Here is an 18,403-nt window from a genome sequence, read left to right as displayed (position 1 = left end):
GCTCCGGTGAGTATCAGAGAGCCTTGCTGACCTTGACGTCGGTGATAAGGTCGTCGCTCTCGCCGTGCATTTTCTTCAAGGCGGCCTCGGCTTCCTCGGTGGATGCCGATTGCAATTGGGCGAATTCGAAACGGCGTTCGCCATTGAGCTTGTAGCTGACAGCGAATTTGGTCGTGCGCGGGGCTGGATTGTTCACGGTGACTCCTTGCATCATCCCAGGCGAGTGGTCGAGCGCCGGACGATCTTGATCTTGTGAGTGAAAGGCAGTTTGCGTCCGGCGTTGGTATCTGCCTTGCGGCCTGCGGTATCGATGGTGATGTTCCAGAAACCGGTGCTTGGTGCGGCGATCTTGGCCGGAAATCTGTCAAACGCGCCGCCATGATAGGTGTGCCGACCACCATTTTTGAAGCTGCGAAAATTCGCATCGTTCATCAGGCGAATATTGCAGGTCTGAGAGCACTCGATGACGACAAGGTCGTCCTCGTTGAGATGCTCACGCTGGTGTACGAATTTCATGACGGGCTCCGAAATGGGGGTTTTTCTGAAAAATCAAAACGATAGCATGCGACGCCCGCAATTTGACGTCGGTGAACATTAATTTGCCGTGTTTCCGGGAAAAAATGCCTTAGTCGGGATTTAATTGCGCTGGGGCTTGTCGTAGGACCTTTATTTGGAGGCTTTGTATGAAACTGGCTGCTGTAGTAGTCCTGGCTCTGGCAATGACTGGCTGTGCCACAGTGAACGACATTGAGCATACACCCCCCACCATGAACGTGATGTCGGGCAAGAATCCTCAGGAATACGCCGATTGCTTCGCTGGCAAGATCAGCAGCAGTCGCAAGCCGCCTCTGATCGAGCCTCGCCATGACGGCCTGCGGGTCATCGTCGCGCAGAAACTCAGCAAGTCACCCGCGGCAGTAGTGGATATCGAAAGCCGTTCGGGCGGTAGTACGATCAAGGTCTACGAACGACTTTCCAATGTGCCTATTCGTTTCAGGGATGTGCAGAACGCTGCCGAAGCGTGCATTTCAGGCTGATAGGTCAGGCTCGGTCAGCTGGCCCTGCCCGTTGCGGGCAGGGCGGCAGGCCTGATTATTTGCAGACCACAAGCACGCTGCGACTTTTGTAGTTGCCAACGTCCACGCCCAGCGTCTTGTCGCTTTCGGCAGGCTGTGGGGTGCCATCTGTACCGACAATTTCATAGCCTGTGCCTGCACAGGACGCATCCGCTTTTTCGTAGCAGCTTGCCCAGGACATCGCCTCGCCGGAGCAGTCGATGCTCAAGCCCTGTTTGCCGTTTTTCAGGTAGGTATTGGAGGCGGTTGCGCAGCCGGTAAGGCCCAGCACAGCAATAATGGACAAAATTCTGATCATGTTTTTCGCTTCGAGATAAGGCCAGGGAATTAACAAATGCGAGCGTTGGACTGATAACGGGTGCCATCGTTCCGCCATGTTTTGCATCATAAACTGCCTGCCTCCCGCTTGTCGCTGCCTGCCATTCGCGAAGCGTGGTGTAACTGCCGCCGCCGTCGAGAAACGGCATTGAGGTCCGGCTGCGCTGGTCGTGAGGGTGTTTTGACGGTGTCCTGCGCTGCATTTATATACAGGCAATATCCAGAAAGTGCGGAACTATCTGTACGAGTATTCCTCTATCATGGCATCGGACGGCCAAAGGCAGGGCATTGTAAGGTGCCTGCCTCATCATTAGACTGCGCCGTTAACACCAACAGCCCTTACCAAGGACTTTTATGATCAAGAAATGCTTGTTCCCAGCAGCCGGTTACGGCACTCGCTTCCTGCCAGCGACCAAGGCCATGCCCAAGGAAATGCTGCCGGTGGTCAACAAGCCACTGATCCAATACGGTGTTGAGGAAGCCCTCGCTGCAGGCCTGACCGAAATTTCCATCGTGACCGGTCGTGGCAAGCGCGCTCTTGAAGACCACTTCGACATCAGCTACGAACTCGAGCACCAGATCAAGGGTACTGACAAGGAAAAGTACCTGGTCGGTATTCGCAAGCTGATCGACGAATGCAGCTTCTCGTACACTCGTCAGACCGAAATGAAGGGCCTGGGCCACGCCATCCTCAGCGGTCGCCCGCTGATCGGCAACGAAGCGTTCGCCGTGGTTCTGGCAGATGACCTGTGCGTCAACCCTGATGGTGATGGCGTGTTGGCGCAGATGGTCAAGCTGCACAAGCATTATGGCTGCTCGATCATCGCCATCCAGGAAGTCGATCCGCAGGAAACCAACAAGTACGGCGTGATCGCTGGCGAAGAGATCAAGCCGGGCCTGTTCCGCGTGACCAACATGGTTGAAAAGCCGAAGCCTGAAGATGCGCCGTCGAACCTGGCGATCATCGGCCGCTACATTCTGACCCCGGACATTTTCGAGAAAATCGAACAGACCGAGCCGGGCAAGGGTGGTGAGATTCAGATCACCGACGCCTTGATGAAGCAGGCTGCAGAAGGCAACGTGCTTGCCTATAAATTCAAGGGCACGCGTTTCGACTGCGGTGGCGCTGAAGGCTATATCGAGGCGACAAACTTCTGCTTCGAGCATTTCTACAAAACCGGCAAAGCGCATTGATCTCTGATTGATGACGTCCGGGACAAAGCCACCTTCGGGTGGCTTTGTCATTTCTGACTGGCCGCCAAGCGGCTATGCTGTGCCTCTGCCAAGGAGATATCGATGGTCTTTGATTTTGATCTGTTTGTAATTGGCGCCGGCTCGGGCGGCGTCAGGGCGGCGCGTTTTGCTGCCGGTTTCGGCGCGAAGGTCGCTGTGGCCGAGAGCCGCTATCTGGGTGGGACCTGCGTCAACGTCGGGTGCGTGCCCAAGAAGTTGTTGGTGTACGGAGCGCATTTTTCCGAGGATTTCGATCACGCCAAAGGATTTGGCTGGTCATTGGGCGAGGCCAGTTTTGACTGGTCCACGCTGATTGCCAACAAGGACAGTGAGATCACCCGCCTCAACGGCATCTATCGTAAATTGCTGGTCGACAGCGGCGTTACTCTGCTCGAAGGCCACGCAAAGATCGTCGGGCCGCAGCAGGTCGAAATCAACGGCCAGACCTACAGCGTCGAGCGCATTCTGATCGCCACCGGTGGCTGGCCGCAGGTGCCTGATGTGCCAGGACGCGAGCATGCCATTACGTCCAACGAGGCGTTTCATCTCAAGACGCTGCCAAAGCGCGTAGTGGTTGTGGGCGGTGGCTATATTGCCGTGGAGTTCGCTTCGATCTTCAACGGCCTGGGCGCCGACACCACGCTGGTCTACCGTCGCGAACTGTTTCTGCGTGGGTTTGATGGCAGTGTTCGTACCCATCTCCACGAAGAGCTGCTCAAGCGCGACATGACGATTCGCTTCAACAGCGATATCGAGCGCATCGACAAGCAGGCCGACGGCAGCCTGCTGCTGTCCATGAAAGGCGGCGGCACGCTCGAGACCGATTGCGTGTTCTACGCAACAGGGCGTCGGCCGATGCTCGACAATCTTGGTCTGGACAGTGTCGACGTCAAGCTGGACGAGCACGGTTACATCAAGGTCGATGAGCATTACCAGAGCAGCGAGCCTTCCATCCTGGCCATCGGCGACGTCATCGGAGGTGTGCAACTGACCCCGGTCGCGCTGGCTGAAGGCATGGCGGTCGCGCGCCGACTGTTCAAACCCGAGCAGTATCGCCCGGTAGACTACAATCACATCCCGACGGCGGTTTTCAGTCTGCCGAACATTGGTACGGTCGGTCTGACCGAAGAAGATGCAATCAAGGCCGGTCACGATGTGCAGATTTTCGAGAGTCGTTTCAGGCCGATGAAGCTGACCCTGACCGATGATCAGGAGCGCACATTGATGAAGTTGGTCGTCGATGCGAAAACTGACCGCGTGCTGGGCTGCCATATGGTCGGGCCGGATGCTGGCGAAATCGTCCAGAGCCTGGCCATTGCCATCAAGGCTGGCGCGACCAAGCAGGTATTTGACGATACTATTGGGGTACACCCGACCGCGGCAGAAGAGTTCGTCACCATGCGTACGCCTGTCAAACGTTAAGTCACGCAGCACCCGGAGTTCAGGAAGAGCTCCGGGGTAAAGGCTTGAAGAGGATGGATCCCGACGTGAATAGAGAACAACCACCGGCCAGAATGCCATTGCATTCGGCTGAGCAGGACCGCGAAGTCGCGCAGTACATCGATGCCTTGCGTGAAAGCGAGCGTCAGTTCAGAACACTGGCTGACAACATGAGCCAACTGGCCTGGACTGCCAGCCCCCGAGGGCAGGTCCACTGGTACAACGAGCGTTGGCATGCGTATACCGGCGCCTCGCTTGAGGCCATGACGGCCTTGGGTTGGCGCTCGGTTCTGCATCCCGAACATCGCGAGCGCGTGATGGCGCGTTTGCAATACTGCTTTTCCACTGGCTCGATCTGGGAAGATACCTTCCCGATACGTGGCAAGGACGGCGCATTCAACTGGTTCCTGTCACGCGCGCTACCCCTGCGCGATGCACGGGGCCACATCACCCACTGGCTGGGTACTCACACCGATATCACCGCACAGGTCAATGCAGAAGAAGCGTTACGCGAACTCAACGAGAGTCTTGAATTGCGCGTCGCCGAGCGCACGCGCGAGCTGAAAACCACCAATGAGTTATTGCAGGCCGAAATTGCCGAGCGGGCGATGGCTGAAGAGGTCTTGCGTCACGCGCAAAAAATGGATGCGATCGGTCAGTTGACCGGGGGCATCGCCCATGACTTCAACAATGTGCTTTCCGGCGTGATTGGCGCACTGGACATGATCAGGCTGCGTGTGGAAGCCGGGAGGATCGGTGAGGTCGAGCGCTACCTGGATGCCGCAGCAAGCTCGGCAAATCGGGCTGCTGCACTGACCCGCAGGCTGCTGGCATTTGCCCGCCGGCAGTCGCTCAACGTCACCGTGGTGGATGTCAATTGCATGGTCCGCTCGATGGAAGAGTTGTTGCGAGGTACGGTCGGCACCCATGCGCATCTGCACATCGAACTGGAGGAGGGGTTGAGTGCGGTACGCACTGATGAGCACCAACTGGAAAATGCCCTGTTGAATCTGGTCATCAACGCTCGCGACGCTGTACCTGTCGGAGGGAAACTGTGCGTGCGCAGCCGCTCGCTAACGCTGGCGACGCAGAAAGACGGTCTGCTGCCTGGCGACTATGTACTGCTGAGTGTCGAAGATAACGGCTGCGGCATTGCTCAGGACGTTATCGATCAGGTGTTCGATCCGTTTTTCACCACCAAACCGGTAGGTCAGGGGACCGGGCTGGGTTTGTCGATGGTCTATGGCTTTACCCGGCAGACTGGTGGGCACGTGTGTATAGACAGCACTGAAGGTCAGGGGACGCGGGTTGATCTGCATCTGCCGTGCGGCGAAGCCGCGCTTGCCTGAGGCTTCTGGTCATGGCTCGTCTGATGGCTTCTTCTTGGCGGTTTTGGGTTTATCCAGCTGATCCAGCCTGATCTGCAGGTTTTCCAGTGCTGCTTCCTTCTTGGTCAGCAACAGTTCCAGCATGCGGCTCTGTTGCTGCGCATCGGTCATGCCTTGTTTGAGCGCGGCGTTTTCGTCCTGCGCGCTGCGTAATCTTTCTTCCAGCAGTGCGCATTGGGTGTGGGCGTGCTGCTGTTGGTCTGCGAAGGCGACATTCTGTGTATTGGCTTGCTTCAGCTGGTCGGTCTGGCTGTGCAGTTCGCGCAGGGTGGTGCGATTTTCAGCCAGCAGTCTTTCGTTGTCTCGATTGAGCTGTGTGATGTTTTCCTGGTGGATGGCCAGGCCTTGCTGCGCCTGTCGCAGTTCCATTTGCAACTGCTGAACCTGGCTTTCGTGGCGTCGTTGCTCCTGCTCGCGTTGTTCTCTGATCGAGTTGCGATAGTGCTCCAGCGCTTCGCGGGCATGCTGATGCTTTTCTTCCAGGGAGTGGATCTGCCCGTCCTTGTCGTGCAGACGAGCCTCCAGGTCCTGATTGGCCTGAAGCAACCGGGCGTGTTCTGTCTGCACATTCTGCAGTGTGCCTTGCGTGTGGAGCAGGGCGGCAGCCTGCTGTTCCAGCGCCTCTTCACGCTGCCGTGCGTGTTTTTCCAGTTGGCCGATCTGCTCCTGAGTCGCCGCAAGTTGCCGCTGAAGGATGTCGCGCTCGGCATGATGCTGATCGTGCGCCTGATCAATACGTTCCTGTGCCTGCTCCTGAAGCCTCTGGGCCAGATGAGCCACCAGATCGCTCAACTCCTCGTTGATATCCGGCGCCGGGGCTTGCGTGGATTCGAGCTCCTTCAGATAGCGGTGAATGGTGGTTTTCGAGCCCGTATTACCCATTTCGATACGTACCGCATCGATGCTCGGGTTTTCGCCTCGGGACAGCAGGGAAGCCCTTGCTTTCTGCACTAATGCCTTGTTTACACCGCCGCGGGCCATGCTGTCTCCTACGATTTCGTACTGTGGTATGTACTCTGTAATTACATACTATATGTTTTGAAATAATTAGCTATTTTTTGAATTAATTAACACGGGATATTGGCGTATTATCCCGTGTCAGGCGCTGTCAGCTACCTTTACGGCGCCTTTACCGGTACACCCAGCAGGTTTGAGCCATGAATGACGTTGATCGCTATATCGAAGCGGCGACCCGCGACAACACGCGCCGCAGCTATCGGGCTGCCATCGAGCATTTCGAGGTGACATGGGGCGGCTTTCTGCCGGCGACCAGCGAAAGCGTGGCGCGTTACCTGGCCAGCCACGCGGGAACGCTGTCGGTCAATACCCTGAAGCTGCGCTTGTCAGCGCTGGCCCAGTGGCACGTCAGTCAGGGTTTTGTCGATCCCACCAAGGCACCGATGGTGCGCAAGGTCATCAAGGGCATTCGCGCGCTGCACCCGGCGCAGGAAAAGCAGGCCGAGCCTTTGCAGTTGCAGGATCTGGAAAAAGTCATCGCCTGGCTGGAGATCGAAATACGCGAAGCGAGCGCACAACACGATCAGCCGCGTCTGTTGCGCGGCCGACGTGATTCGGCGCTGATCCTGCTGGGGTTCTGGCGCGGGTTTCGCAGCGACGAGCTTTGCCGCCTGCAGGTACAGGACGTCAAGGCCATCGCCAACTCGGGAATCAGCCTTTATCTGCCACGCAGCAAAGGCGATCGCGACAACCTGGGCCGCACCTACCAGACACCGGCCTTGCAGCGGCTGTGCCCGGTGCAGGCCTATATAGAGTGGATCAACTGTGCTGCGCTGATACGCGGTCCGGTCTTTCGGGCAGTGGACCGCTGGGGTAACCTTAAAGAGGAGGGGCTGCACGCCAACAGCGTCATCCCGTTGCTGCGTCAGGCGCTCCAGCGTGCAGGCATCGCCGCCGAGCGCTACACCAGCCACTCGTTGCGTCGCGGTTTTGCAAGCTGGGCGCACAGTAACGGCTGGGACCTCAAGTCACTGATGTCCTATGTAGGCTGGAGGGACATCAAGTCGGCGATGCGCTACATTGATGCCGCTCCGTTCCTGAGCCCATCGGAGGCGGGGAGCGGTCCGAAGGTTTCTTCTATCAATAAGCTGCCTTCATAGTGAAAAGCAATCAGTGACATCAGGTTTGCCAATGAGCGATTGTCATCGATCATGCGTAAGCTTCAATCCATCGAATTCACAACCCATCCAACCCATCAGGAGATATACCGATGCCTATCATCAACAGCCAGGTAAAACCGTTCAAGGCTACCGCATTCAAGAACGGCGCTTTCGTTGACGTCTCGGACGCTGACTTCAAAGGCAAGTGGTCTGTCGTATTCTTCTACCCGGCCGACTTCACCTTCGTATGCCCGACCGAGCTGGAAGACCTGGCTGACAACTACGAAGAGTTCAAGAAGCTGGGCGTTGAAATCTACAGCGTTTCGACTGACACCCACTTCGCCCACGCTGCATGGCACAACACTTCGCCAGCGATCGGCAAGATCCAGTACACCATGATCGGTGACCCGACCCTGACCATCTCCCGCAACTTCGACGTGCTGATCGAAGAAGCCGGTCTGGCGGATCGCGGTACTTTCGTGATCAACCCTGAAGGTCAGATCAAAATCGTCGAGCTGAACGACGGCGGTGTTGGCCGTGACGCTTCCGAGCTGCTGCGCAAGATCAAGGCTGCTCAGTACGTTGCTGCTCACCCGGGCGAAGTCTGCCCAGCCAAGTGGAAAGAAGGCGAAGCTACTCTGGCTCCGTCCCTGGACCTGGTTGGCAAGATCTGAGTCGCATGAATCGGCTGGGGGCGTTGAGCTCTTGAGCAAGTAAACCGCATCGCCCCAAAAAACGCCCGGGCGGTCATCGCCTGGGCGTTGTTATTTCTACCCTTTGTAAACAGGAAGCCGCCACATGTTGGACGCCAATCTTAAAGCCCAGTTGAAATCCTATCTGGAGCGGGTTACTCGCCCCATCGAGATCGTCGCGTCCCTTGATGACGGCGCGAAGTCTCAGGAAATGCTTGCACTGCTCAATGATGTGATCAGCGTTTCCAAGGACGTCACCCTGAATGACAGCGGCACCGACGCCCGTACGCCGTCGTTCTCGCTGAGCAGCCCTGGCCACGATATCAGCCTGCGTTTTGCTGGTATCCCCATGGGTCACGAATTCACCTCGCTGGTCCTGGCGCTGCTGCAAGTCGGCGGCTATCCACCCAAGGTCAGTGCGGAAACCATCGAACAGGTTCGCGCACTTGAGGGCGAATTCCATTTCGAAACCTATTTCTCGCAGTCCTGCCAGAACTGCCCGGACGTCGTCCAGGCACTGAACCTGATGGCAGTGCTGAACCCTGGTATCAAGCACGTCGCTATCGACGGTGCGCTATTCCAGGACGAAGTGACCGATCGCAAGATTATGTCGGTACCAAGCATCTATCTGAACGGTGAGCTGTTCGGTCAGGGCCGCATGGGGCTGGAAGAGATTCTGGCCAAGATCGACACCGGCGCCGGTGCGCGTCAGGCGGAAAAACTCAACGCCAAGCAGGCTTTCGATGTGCTGGTCGTGGGCGGTGGTCCGGCTGGCTCTGCGGCGGCCGTCTACGCTGCCCGCAAAGGCATCCGCACCGGTGTTGCCGCCGAGCGTTTCGGCGGTCAGGTGCTGGACACCATGGCCATCGAGAACTTCATCTCGGTACAGCATACCGAGGGGCCGAAGCTGGCCGTGGCGCTTGAAGAGCACGTCAAGCAGTACGAAGTCGACATCATGAACCTGCAGCGTGCCGACAAGCTGATTCCTGGCGCAGCTGGCGAGTTGCACGAAGTGAAGTTTGCCAGCGGTGCCAGCCTCAAGGCCAAGACGCTGATCCTTGCCACTGGCGCACGCTGGAGGGAGATGAACGTGCCGGGTGAGCAGCAGTACCGTAACAAGGGTGTGGCTTATTGCCCGCACTGCGACGGTCCGCTGTTCAAAGGCAAGCGCGTCGCTGTCATCGGTGGCGGTAACTCGGGTGTCGAGGCGGCAATCGACCTGGCGGGTATCGTGTCGCACGTGACATTGCTGGAGTTCGACGTGCAGTTGCGTGCCGACGCGGTGCTGCAGCGCAAGTTGCACAGCCTGCCGAACGTGACTGTGATCACCAGTGCGCAAACCACTGAAGTGACCGGTGATGAGCAGAAGGTCAACGGCCTGCGCTACAAGAACCGCACCACCGGCGAAGAGATCACCGTGCCGCTCGAAGGTATCTTCGTGCAGATCGGCCTGCTGCCTAACAGCGAATGGCTCAAAGGCGCCATCGAGCTTTCGCCGCGTGGCGAGATCGTGGTCGATTCCCGTGGTGAAACCTCGGTGCCGGGTATCTTCGCTGCCGGTGACGTAACGGTTGCCCCGTACAAGCAGATCATCATCGCCCTGGGCGAAGGTGCCAAGGCCTCCCTGAGCGCCTTTGACCACCTGATCCGTACCTCCGCACCGGCCTGATCGGACAGCGGTAAACAAAAAGCCCCGTGAGCGATCACGGGGCTTTTTGCTTTCTACGTTGATCGTTCCTTGCCGGAGCGATCAGCGCAGGCTCAGAGCGGCGTTGGCTGGATGATCTCTACCCAGTAGCCGTCCGGGTCCTTGATAAAGGCCAGGCTGTTCATGCGGCCATCGGACAGGCGCTTCTGAAAGTCGACGCCCAGGCTTTCGAATCGCTCGCAGGCGACTTTCACATCCGGTACCGACACGCAGATATGGCCAAAGCCGCGCGGGTCGCTGTTACCGTTGTGGTACGAGGCTGTGGCATCGCTTTCGGTACCGTGGTTATGGGTCAGCTCCAGAATGCCGGGGATCGACTTCATCCATTCGTTGCGGGCAGCGTCGCCTTCCGGGATCTGTGCCTTGTCGACCAGCGCCAGGAAGTACAGGCTGAATTCGGCTTCCGGGAAATCACGCTTCTCCACCAGGCTGAAGCCCAGTACGCGGGTATAGAAATCCAGCGATTTGGTGATGTCCTTGACGCGCAGCATGGTGTGGTTGAACACAAACTGCCGGGTGGCCGCTTCAGGATTGGCTGTGACGCCCGGTAGTGTGTTGAGTTCGTGCAAGCTCATCGATGTGTCTCCAACAGAATGTACAAATAATGCCAAATGATACGGGGCAGGGCGCGCAGTGCCAAACCCGGCGCGGATAACGTCGCGTCGGCCTTGCTCGATGCCGACAACAGGCTCAGAATTTCCGGTCAACCGTTTTGGCGACCCGATCATGATCCTTTCGCACCACCGACGTTCCGTGCCAGGCCTGTGCCTGTTCCTGCTGCTGGGCACTGCACAGGTCCATGCCGCCGATGCAATGATCGTCTGGCCCGCAGGCTGGGAGGTCGAGTCGATACCGACCGAGTCGGGCGAGCCCGTTCAACCGTCCGTGCAGGTCAGACAGCGCGCGGTGAAAAACGATCAAAGTGGAAATCCGCTGATGGTCATGGAGCTCACCCAGACGCGTCTTACGCCAGGGCATGAAGTCAATGTCCAGGGCGTTCTGCTGGAAATGCGCAAGTCGGTTCAGGTTAATTTTGCGCGCAGCGGATTGCAGAGCGCCTGCACGCATGTCCGTGAAAGTCGGCTTAGCGTGGTGCCCGCACTCGAAACCACCTGCACCATTACCCAGAATGGCGTGCATGTGCTGACCCAGACACTGGTCGCGGCCGCCAGCAAGGAGCTGGCCTGGTCGTTGTCCTACGCGGGATCGGCAGACGGCTATGCGAGCAACAAGGATGAGGCACTGCGTATTCGCGAGAGTCTGCGCCTGGACGTTACGCAGTGACATCTGCCTTTTCGCAGACAAAAAGAAGCCCGCCGAGGCGGGCATGGGGCGCTATTCCTTTAGCGGTCTTCATCATCCGAGAGTTCATGTGAAAAAAGTGTGAAGCTCCGCTGTGCTGCGCTGTCGATGCTTTTCAGCGCGCCGACTCATTGAGAAACAAATAATGGTGTATCTCATCACGCAGTGAAACTGAATAATTACTCTACACACTTCAGGAACTGTTCAGGTTTGTAACTGTGTGCTGAATCGCATAATCCGGATTTATTGGCGTCATTATTCTCGCGGCATTTACCCGGTGCATTGAAGTATACGAACCGGTCAGTTCACCTAATCATGTATATGAATTCCCGTTGCGAATCGACAGGCACTGTGTGATGACGCCTGAGCACAGCGCTGCAGTGCGCAGGTGAAGACCTGCAGCGCCGGAGATAAAAAAGCCCTGCAAGTGCAGGGCTTCAAGTGACAACTTGCAATCAGGCACGCAGCCATGAATCAACAGTGTCTACACCGTATTGCTCTTTCCACACCTTGAGGCCGCGATGGTTGCCGCCCTTGGTTTCAATCAGCTCGCCTGTGTGCGGGTTCTGGTAAACCTTGACCACGCGTGCACGGCGACGCTTTGGCCCTGCGGGTGCGACCAGCGAGGTAGCACTCGAAGGATCAAGGATTGCGATGATGTCACGCAGGCTTTTGCCGTAGGTGCCCATCAGGTCCTGGAGCTTTTGCTCGAATTCGATCTCCTTCTTCAATCCCGCGTCATTCTTCAACGATTCCAGCTGTGCAAGCTGTTCCTGAAGGGCTTTCTCTGCTGCTCGAAACTCGGCAAGTCTGGACAATTAATATACTCCAACAATGTAATGGCTGTTGTCAGCCCTATAAAGCGATGAGACAAAACTGATAGGTCGATTCGCTCACTCGAGGGTGCCCGATACTGCGGTTTCTATGCTGAAACTTGGCCTTTGCGGCTTGTCGTTGCGCAGATAGAGCGTATTTATAACTCAGTCGCCCGCAAATGATGCACTTTTTTTTCCAGTTAGAAAATAGCCTTTCTCAAATTCGTTAAATGGCGCAGGGAGACGATGTTGGATATAGGGGATGATGTCCGTGTTGTAGGCAGAGGGGCGTTGTAAGTTATTTCCGATATTAGCCACGGATGGAAAACGTGCCATGAGAGAGTGAATGGCTTAGAAAAAGAAATATCCGACAGGCAAAAGGAGTGTCGGGTGAGGAAATGGCGGGAATGTCTGAAGGCCACGTGCTGAAAGGCGCGTAGACCACGCAAAGATGGCCTTTCGCCCGTTTCAGCGTTGCGTTTGTGACCCTACAGTCCCTGTTGCAGCACCGGGTCATCCGGGTTCTGCTGCTCGAGCTCGGCCAGCAGAATCTGCACGTTCTGCAACTGACCGGTCTCTTTCCAGTACTGGATCAGCAGCACCCTGGCCTTGCGATTGGCGGGCTGGTTCTGAACGATCTGGGTCAACTGGCGCTGTGCCGCTTCGAGCTCGCTCAACGAGTGCAGGGCAACCGCCAGGTCATAGCGATAGTCGTTGTTATCGGGTGCCAGTTCCGTGGCCTTGGCCAGGCTGAGCACGGCGAACTCCGCCTGGCCATGGTTCAGCAGCCACATGCCCAGCGCGTGCTGGAGCAGGGACGAGCCCGGGTTGTGTTCCAGCAACTGTGCGAAAAGGCCGCGCGCCTGCTCGGCCTGGCCCTTGCGGTCCAGCAATTCAATGTGCGCCAGCGCTGCTTCGATATTGCCCGGGTCCAGCGCGGTGGCCCGCTGTAGCGCCGCGAGCGCGGGTTCCAGATCGCCGGTCTGCAGATACAGCCTGGCCAGTTGCAACTGGTTTTGTGCGCTTTGCGGCTGGCTCTTGAGTGACTCCTGAAACGCCTCGGCACTTTGCTGCAGAACGGCAAAGTACAGGCCCAGCTCATCGGGTGAGAGACCGAGCAGGGCGCTGGTGGCGCGAAACCTGACGGATTGTTCGGCGTCATCCAGCAGCGGGCCGAGCAACAGACTGCGCTGGCTGTTGGAGACCAGCCTGACGCTGACATCGATGGCCGCTTCGCGCACTTGAGCGGACGGGTTACTCAACGCAGCGTCGAGCAACTTGAGGGCCTGGGGGCTGGGATAGTCGCTCAGTTCGGCGAGCAGGCTGATGCGTTGCGTGTCAGACAGGTCAGTGCGTGCCAGCTGTTGATACAGCACGCGCGCGGCACCCGGTTTGCCGTCTTGTGCCTGCTCCAGCGCCTGGGCATAGGTATGACTCAGCTTGGCCGGAGCGGTCTGGACGGGCATGCGCCACCACCAGAAAACCAGCGAAAGCACCAGCAGCGCTGCAGCCGCTGCGCTGATCAGCCAGCGACGTCGAGAAGTGGGTTGAGGCGATAACCCCGTGGTAGAAAGTCTGGGCATATCGATTTCCAATGCTTGACGGGTTGCAGCTTCGGGGAGTGGCTGGCAGCTGTCAAACGGCAATCATGATGCAGCCGGGTTTCAGGCAAAAAAAGCCCCGCGGCCTGATCGGGCGCGGGGCGGATTTACCGGCTTTTCAGGTTCAGGCCTGAGGCTGCCAGCCACCACCCAGTGCCTTGTAGATAGCCACAATGCCATGGTACAGCTCGATTTCTGCCTGCGCCTGAGCGTCCTCGGCCGCCAGACGCTCGCGCTCGGCATCCAGCAGGACCAGAAAGTCCGCCGTGCCTTCACGATATTGCACCGAGGCCAGTCTGGCCGCCGAGCGACTCGCATCGCTCTGGCGCATCAGCGAGACCAGCCGCTGCTGGCGTTTGTCGTAATCGCTGAACGCGTTCTCCGACTCTTCCAGCGCGAGCAGCACTTGCTGCTCATAGTTGGCCAGTGCGCCCTCGGCGTCAGCGTCGGCACTGCGAATCTGCGCCCGGACACTGCCCAGATCGAAGGCTGCCCAGGTGATGCTCGGGCCCAGCGACCAGGCTCTGGCCGCTGACGAACCGATCTGCGAGCCACGTCCGGCGGTAAAGCCCAGAAAACCGCTCAGGCTGACCCTTGGGAACAGATCGGCAGTCGCAACGCCGATACGTGCGGTCGATGCAGCGAGTTGTCGCTCGGCTGCGCGGATGTCGGGACGATTGCGCAACACTTGCGTAGGGTCGCCAATCGGCAAGGCCTTGGCGATGGCCGGCAGTTTGCTAGGGCTCAAGTCGACGCTGAGGTTTTCCGGACGCTCGCCCAGTAACGTGGCGATCCGGTTGCGTTGGCGAGCCTGCTCGGCCTGCAACTGCGGAACGGTCGCTTCGACAGCGGCCAGTCGTGCCTCTGCACGCACCACATCCAGCTCGTTGCCCACGCCCGCATCCCGCAGCTGCGTAGTTACGTCCTGAGAACTCTGCTGATTTTTCAGGTTGTCGCGGGCAATGGCTTCACGCAGTTGTGCGCCGCGCAGTTGGCCGTAGGCGTCGACCACCTCGGCAATCAGGGTGACCTGAAGCTGATAGAGGTTGGCCTCTGCAGCTTCCTGATCGGCGTCGCTGGCTTCCAGCTGGCGCTGGATGCGCCCGAACAAGTCCACTTCCCAGGCCATGTCCAGGCCCAGGTCGTAGCGCTCGCTGTTGACTCGGCGCTCGGTGATACCGGGCTGCTGACCCTTGCCGATGTCACTGCTGGCGCGGCTGGTCACCACTGGCATCACATCGTTGGCGACGTCATCGCGAATGGCTCGCGCCGACTTGAGCCGGGCGAAGGCGACGCGCAGATCGCGGTTGCCGTCCAGTGACCTGGCTACCAGTTTATTGAGGGTCGGGTCCTCGAACTGCTGCCACCAGGCTCTGTCCACTTTGCTGCGGTCATAGCTGCCCTGGGCGGCGGACGCCAGTTTCGCTGGCGCCGTGACCGGTGCCTGGTAGTCCGGGCCGACGGCGCAGGCCGCCAGTGCCATGACCAGCAGGCTCGGGATGAAGACTTTGTACGCGCTCATCAATGCATCTCCGCAGGCAGGTTTTGCTGGCTGTTTACCCTGGCGGCCTTGCGGGCCTCCTGGCGCTCGACGTAATTACGGATAAGCACGTAGAACACCGGCGTCAGCAGCAGGCCGAAGAAAGTCACACCCAGCATCCCGGAGAACACGGCGACACCCATGGCATGGCGCATCTCGGCACCCGCACCGCTGGACAGCACCAGCGGCACGACCCCCATGATGAAGGCGAACGAGGTCATCAGAATCGGCCGCAGACGCAGGCGGCAGGCTTCCAGTACCGCATCCAGCGGGCTCATCCCTTCGGCCTGTTTGTCCTTGGCGAACTCGACGATCAGAATCGCGTTCTTGCACGCCAGGCCTACCAGTACGATCAGGCCGATCTGAGTGAAGATGTTGTTGTCACTGCCGGCGATCATCACCCCGGCAATCGCCGAGAGCAGGGTCATCGGTACGATCAGGATCACCGCCAGGGGCAGGCTCCAGCTTTCGTATTGAGCCGCCAGTACCAGAAACGCCAGCAGCACACAGAGCGGGAACACGAACAGTGCGGTATTGCCCGAAAGGATCTGCTGATAGGTCAGGTCGGTCCATTCGTAGATCATGCCGGTGGGCAGCTCCTCGCGAAGCAGTTTCTCGACCGCTGCCTGAGCCTGGCCAGAGCTGTAGCCCGGTGCCGCTGCACCGTTGATTTCAGCAGTGATGAAGCCGTTGTAGTGCATGACGCGGTCGGGGCCGGCGGTGTCGCTGACCTTGACGAAGGTCGCCAGCGGGATCATCTCGCCCAGGTTATTGCGCACCTTGAGCTGACCGATCTGGTCGGAATCCTGACGGAACTGCTGCTCAGCCTGGACATTGACCTGATAGGTGCGGCCGAAGCGGTTGAAGTCGTTGGCATACAGTGAACCCAGATACACCTGCAACGTGTCGAAAATATCGCTGACTGCCACGCCGTGCGTCTTGGCTTTCTCTCGGTCAATCGCGGCATCGACTTGCGGTACGTTCACCGTATAGCTGGTAAACAGCCCGGCCAGTTCCGGCACGCTGCGGCTTTTGGCGATGATGTTCTGGGTTTCCTTGTACAGCTCGTCATAGCCCAGGTTGCCACGGTCCTCGATCTGCAGACGGAAGCCGCCGATGGTGCCCAGGCCTTGTACCGGTGGTGGCGGGAAGATCGCCATGTAGGCTTCCTGAATCGAGGCGAACTGGCCGTTCAGCGCACCGGCAATCGCGTTGGCCGAGAGGCTCGGGTCCTTGCGCTCGTCGAACGGCTTGAGGGTCACGAACACCACGCCGTTATTCGGGCTGTTGGTGAAGCCGTTGATCGACAGGCCCGGGAAGGCAATGGCGTCTTGTACGCCAGGCTGCTTGAGGGCCAGTTCCGACATGCGTTTGATGACATCTTCGGTACGGTCCAGGCTCGCGGCGTCCGGCAGTTGGGCAAATGCAACCAGGTATTGCTTGTCCTGGCTCGGAACGAAACCGGTCGGCGTGCTGGCGAAACCCATCCAGGTCAAAACCATCAGGCCCGCATAGACCAGCAAGGCAATGCCGCTGCTGCGAATGACCCTGGCGACCGTGCCGACATAGCCGTGGCTGGCTTTCTCGAAGAAGCGGTTGAACGGGCGGAACAGCCAGCTGCCGAGCATTCTGTCGAGGAAGCGTGAGAAGCGATCCTTGGGCGCGTCATGACCTTTGAGCAATACCGCCGCCAGTGCAGGCGACAGGGTCAGCGAGTTGAAGGCGGAAATGACCGTCGAAATGGCGATGGTCAGCGCGAACTGCTTATAGAACTGCCCGCTAAGCCCGGAAATGAATGCCGCAGGCACGAATACGGCGCACAGCACCAGCGCCGTCGCGATGATCGGCCCCGTCACTTCGGCCATGGCCTTGTGCGTGGCGGCGACCGGTTCCAGGCCCAGTTCGATGTTCCGTTCGACGTTCTCCACCACCACGATGGCATCGTCGACCACGATACCGATTGCCAGCACCAGGCCGAACAAGGACAGCGCGTTCAGCGAGAAACCGAACATGTGCATGACCGCAAAGGTGCCGATCAGCGAGACCGGTACGGCCACCAACGGGATGATCGATGCGCGCCAGGTCTGCAGGAACAGGATCACCACCAGCACCACCAGGATCAGTGCTTCGAACAGCGTGTGAATCACTGCCTCGATGGAGCCGCGGACGAAGATCGTCGGGTCATAGACGATGCTGTAGTCCATGCCTTCCGGGAAGCTTTTCTTGAGCTCGGCCATCCGTGCCCGTACATCGTTGGAGATGTCGATGGCGTTGGAGCCGGGACGCTGGAAGATCGGGATGGCTACCGCAGGCTGATTATTGAGCAACGAGCGCAACGCGTACTGGCTGGAGCCCAGTTCGATGCGTGCAATGTCCTTGAGGCGAGTGATTTCGCCATCGGCACCGGCGCGCACGACCACGTTTTCGAACTCTTCCTCACTGACCAGACGGCCCTGAGTATTGATCGACATCTGAAAGCTGGTGGCATTCGGGGAGGGCGGTGAACCCAGCTGGCCAGCGGCGACCTGACGGTTCTGCTCGCGAATCGCATTGACCACATCAGTGGCGGTCAGGTTGCGTGAGGCGGTCTTGTTCGGATCAAGCCAGACCCGCAGTGAATAGTCGCCCATGCCGAACAGTTGCACGTCACCGACGCCGCCCAGTCGCGCCAGCTCATCCTTGATGTTGAGCACGGCGTAGTTGGACAGGTACAGCATGTCGTAGCGTTTGTCCGGCGAGGTCAAGTGCACAACCATGGTCAGGTCGGGGGAGGCCTTGTCCACGGTGATGCCGATGCGTGTCACTTCTTCAGGCAGCTTCGGCTCGCTGCGGGTCACGCGGTTCTGCACCTGCACCTGCGCGTTGTCCAGGTCGGTCCCCAGTGCGAAGGTGATGGTGAGGGTCAGCTTGCCATCGGCGGTAGCCTGCGAGGACATGTAGAGCATGCCTTCGACACCGGTAATCGCCTGTTCCAGTGGCGAGGCCACGGTTTCGCCGATCACCTTGGGGTTGGCGCCGGGGAAGTTGGCGCGTACCACCACGGTTGGCGGCACGACTTCCGGATATTCACTGATCGGTAGCTGGAACAGCGAGATGGCACCGGCGATCAGGATCAGCAGCGACAGCACTGCGGCGAAGATCGGCCGTGAAATAAAGAATTTGGAGAAGTTCAT

Annotated in this window: 17 protein-coding genes; 8 read left to right on the top strand and 9 right to left on the bottom strand. The window is 58.6% G+C overall.

The annotated features are described in order from the left end of the window. Positions 1–13: 13 nt before the first annotated feature. Together P406_RS02920 and P406_RS02915 are read right to left on the bottom strand one after the other, a co-directional pair. Positions 14–196: a hypothetical protein gene (locus P406_RS02920; RefSeq protein WP_003364465.1), complete on the bottom strand. Its 183-nt coding sequence runs from the start codon at positions 194–196 to the stop codon at positions 14–16. Between the two features lie 14 nt (positions 197–210). Beyond that, positions 211–516 (bottom strand): DUF1883 domain-containing protein, encoded by a 306-nt coding sequence (locus tag P406_RS02915; RefSeq protein WP_003315318.1) that lies wholly within the window; start codon positions 514–516, stop codon positions 211–213. A 167-nt stretch (positions 517–683) separates the two neighbouring features. On the opposite strand from P406_RS02915, the gene P406_RS02910 reads away from it, so the two are divergent. Further along, on the top strand, positions 684–1,037 hold the full coding sequence (locus tag P406_RS02910) for a hypothetical protein (protein ID WP_003411257.1): 354 nt from the start codon (positions 684–686) through the stop codon (positions 1,035–1,037). Between the two features lie 55 nt (positions 1,038–1,092). Here the strand turns inward: P406_RS02910 and P406_RS02905 are convergent, their stop codons facing one another. Further along, positions 1,093–1,374 (bottom strand): hypothetical protein, encoded by a 282-nt coding sequence (locus tag P406_RS02905; RefSeq protein WP_003400694.1) that lies wholly within the window; start codon positions 1,372–1,374, stop codon positions 1,093–1,095. 374 nt (positions 1,375–1,748) lie between these two features. Between P406_RS02905 and galU the strand changes: the two genes are divergently transcribed. The 3 genes from galU to P406_RS02890 all read left to right on the top strand — a co-directional run bounded on the left by galU (position 1,749) and on the right by P406_RS02890 (position 5,416). Continuing rightward, positions 1,749–2,588, top strand: a complete 840-nt coding sequence (gene galU / locus P406_RS02900) for a UTP--glucose-1-phosphate uridylyltransferase GalU (RefSeq protein ID WP_046235283.1) — start codon at positions 1,749–1,751, stop codon at positions 2,586–2,588. A gap of 102 nt (positions 2,589–2,690) precedes the next feature. Beyond that, positions 2,691–4,049 (top strand): glutathione-disulfide reductase, encoded by a 1,359-nt coding sequence (gene gorA, locus P406_RS02895; RefSeq protein ID WP_046235282.1) that lies wholly within the window; start codon positions 2,691–2,693, stop codon positions 4,047–4,049. A 92-nt stretch (positions 4,050–4,141) separates the two neighbouring features. Beyond that, on the top strand, positions 4,142–5,416 hold the full coding sequence (locus P406_RS02890; RefSeq protein WP_046235281.1) for a hybrid sensor histidine kinase/response regulator: 1,275 nt from the start codon (positions 4,142–4,144) through the stop codon (positions 5,414–5,416). A 9-nt stretch (positions 5,417–5,425) separates the two neighbouring features. Here the strand turns inward: P406_RS02890 and P406_RS02885 are convergent, their stop codons facing one another. Beyond that, complete coding sequence (locus P406_RS02885) at positions 5,426–6,436, bottom strand: DNA-binding protein (RefSeq protein ID WP_046235280.1); 1,011 nt, start codon at positions 6,434–6,436, stop codon at positions 5,426–5,428. A gap of 176 nt (positions 6,437–6,612) precedes the next feature. On the opposite strand from P406_RS02885, the gene P406_RS02880 reads away from it, so the two are divergent. The 3 genes from P406_RS02880 to ahpF all read left to right on the top strand — a co-directional run bounded on the left by P406_RS02880 (position 6,613) and on the right by ahpF (position 9,933). Further along, positions 6,613–7,572, top strand: coding sequence for a site-specific integrase (locus tag P406_RS02880; protein WP_003417284.1), 960 nt, complete (start codon positions 6,613–6,615; stop codon positions 7,570–7,572). A 110-nt stretch (positions 7,573–7,682) separates the two neighbouring features. Next, positions 7,683–8,246 (top strand): alkyl hydroperoxide reductase subunit C, encoded by a 564-nt coding sequence (gene ahpC, locus P406_RS02875; RefSeq protein ID WP_002553298.1) that lies wholly within the window; start codon positions 7,683–7,685, stop codon positions 8,244–8,246. A 124-nt stretch (positions 8,247–8,370) separates the two neighbouring features. Then, positions 8,371–9,933, top strand: coding sequence for an alkyl hydroperoxide reductase subunit F (gene ahpF, locus P406_RS02870; RefSeq protein ID WP_003315309.1), 1,563 nt, complete (start codon positions 8,371–8,373; stop codon positions 9,931–9,933). Positions 9,934–10,025: 92 nt separating this feature from the next. On the opposite strand, the gene gloA is transcribed toward ahpF, so the two are convergent. Next, positions 10,026–10,547, bottom strand: a complete 522-nt coding sequence (gene gloA / locus P406_RS02865; protein ID WP_003411239.1) for a lactoylglutathione lyase — start codon at positions 10,545–10,547, stop codon at positions 10,026–10,028. 100 nt (positions 10,548–10,647) lie between these two features. Here gloA and P406_RS02860 point away from each other — a divergent pair, with 100 nt between their 5' ends. Next, a complete protein-coding gene (locus P406_RS02860) occupies positions 10,648–11,256 on the top strand; it encodes a DUF4946 domain-containing protein (protein ID WP_003411236.1) in 609 nt (202 codons plus the stop codon). A 473-nt stretch (positions 11,257–11,729) separates the two neighbouring features. On the opposite strand, the gene P406_RS02855 is transcribed toward P406_RS02860, so the two are convergent. From P406_RS02855 to P406_RS02840, 4 genes are all read right to left on the bottom strand, one after another. Next, positions 11,730–12,092, bottom strand: coding sequence for a histone-like nucleoid-structuring protein, MvaT/MvaU family (locus tag P406_RS02855; RefSeq protein ID WP_046235279.1), 363 nt, complete (start codon positions 12,090–12,092; stop codon positions 11,730–11,732). A gap of 485 nt (positions 12,093–12,577) precedes the next feature. Beyond that, positions 12,578–13,672 carry a tetratricopeptide repeat protein gene (locus tag P406_RS02850; protein ID WP_046235278.1) on the bottom strand — a complete coding sequence of 365 codons (1,095 nt, stop codon included), beginning with the start codon at positions 13,670–13,672 and terminating at the stop codon, positions 12,578–12,580. Positions 13,673–13,814: 142 nt separating this feature from the next. Then, complete coding sequence (locus P406_RS02845; protein ID WP_046235277.1) at positions 13,815–15,212, bottom strand: efflux transporter outer membrane subunit; 1,398 nt, start codon at positions 15,210–15,212, stop codon at positions 13,815–13,817. Then, a complete protein-coding gene (locus P406_RS02840; RefSeq protein WP_046235276.1) occupies positions 15,212–18,403 on the bottom strand; it encodes an efflux RND transporter permease subunit in 3,192 nt (1,063 codons plus the stop codon). The genes P406_RS02845 and P406_RS02840 overlap by 1 nt, the downstream gene beginning before the upstream one ends.

The organism is Pseudomonas syringae pv. coryli str. NCPPB 4273 (assembly GCF_000972175.1).
Lineage (GTDB): Bacteria > Pseudomonadota > Gammaproteobacteria > Pseudomonadales > Pseudomonadaceae > Aquipseudomonas > Aquipseudomonas syringae.
The sequence above is the reverse complement of the archived record's forward strand: the minus strand, read 5'-3'. Positions and strand labels throughout refer to the sequence as shown.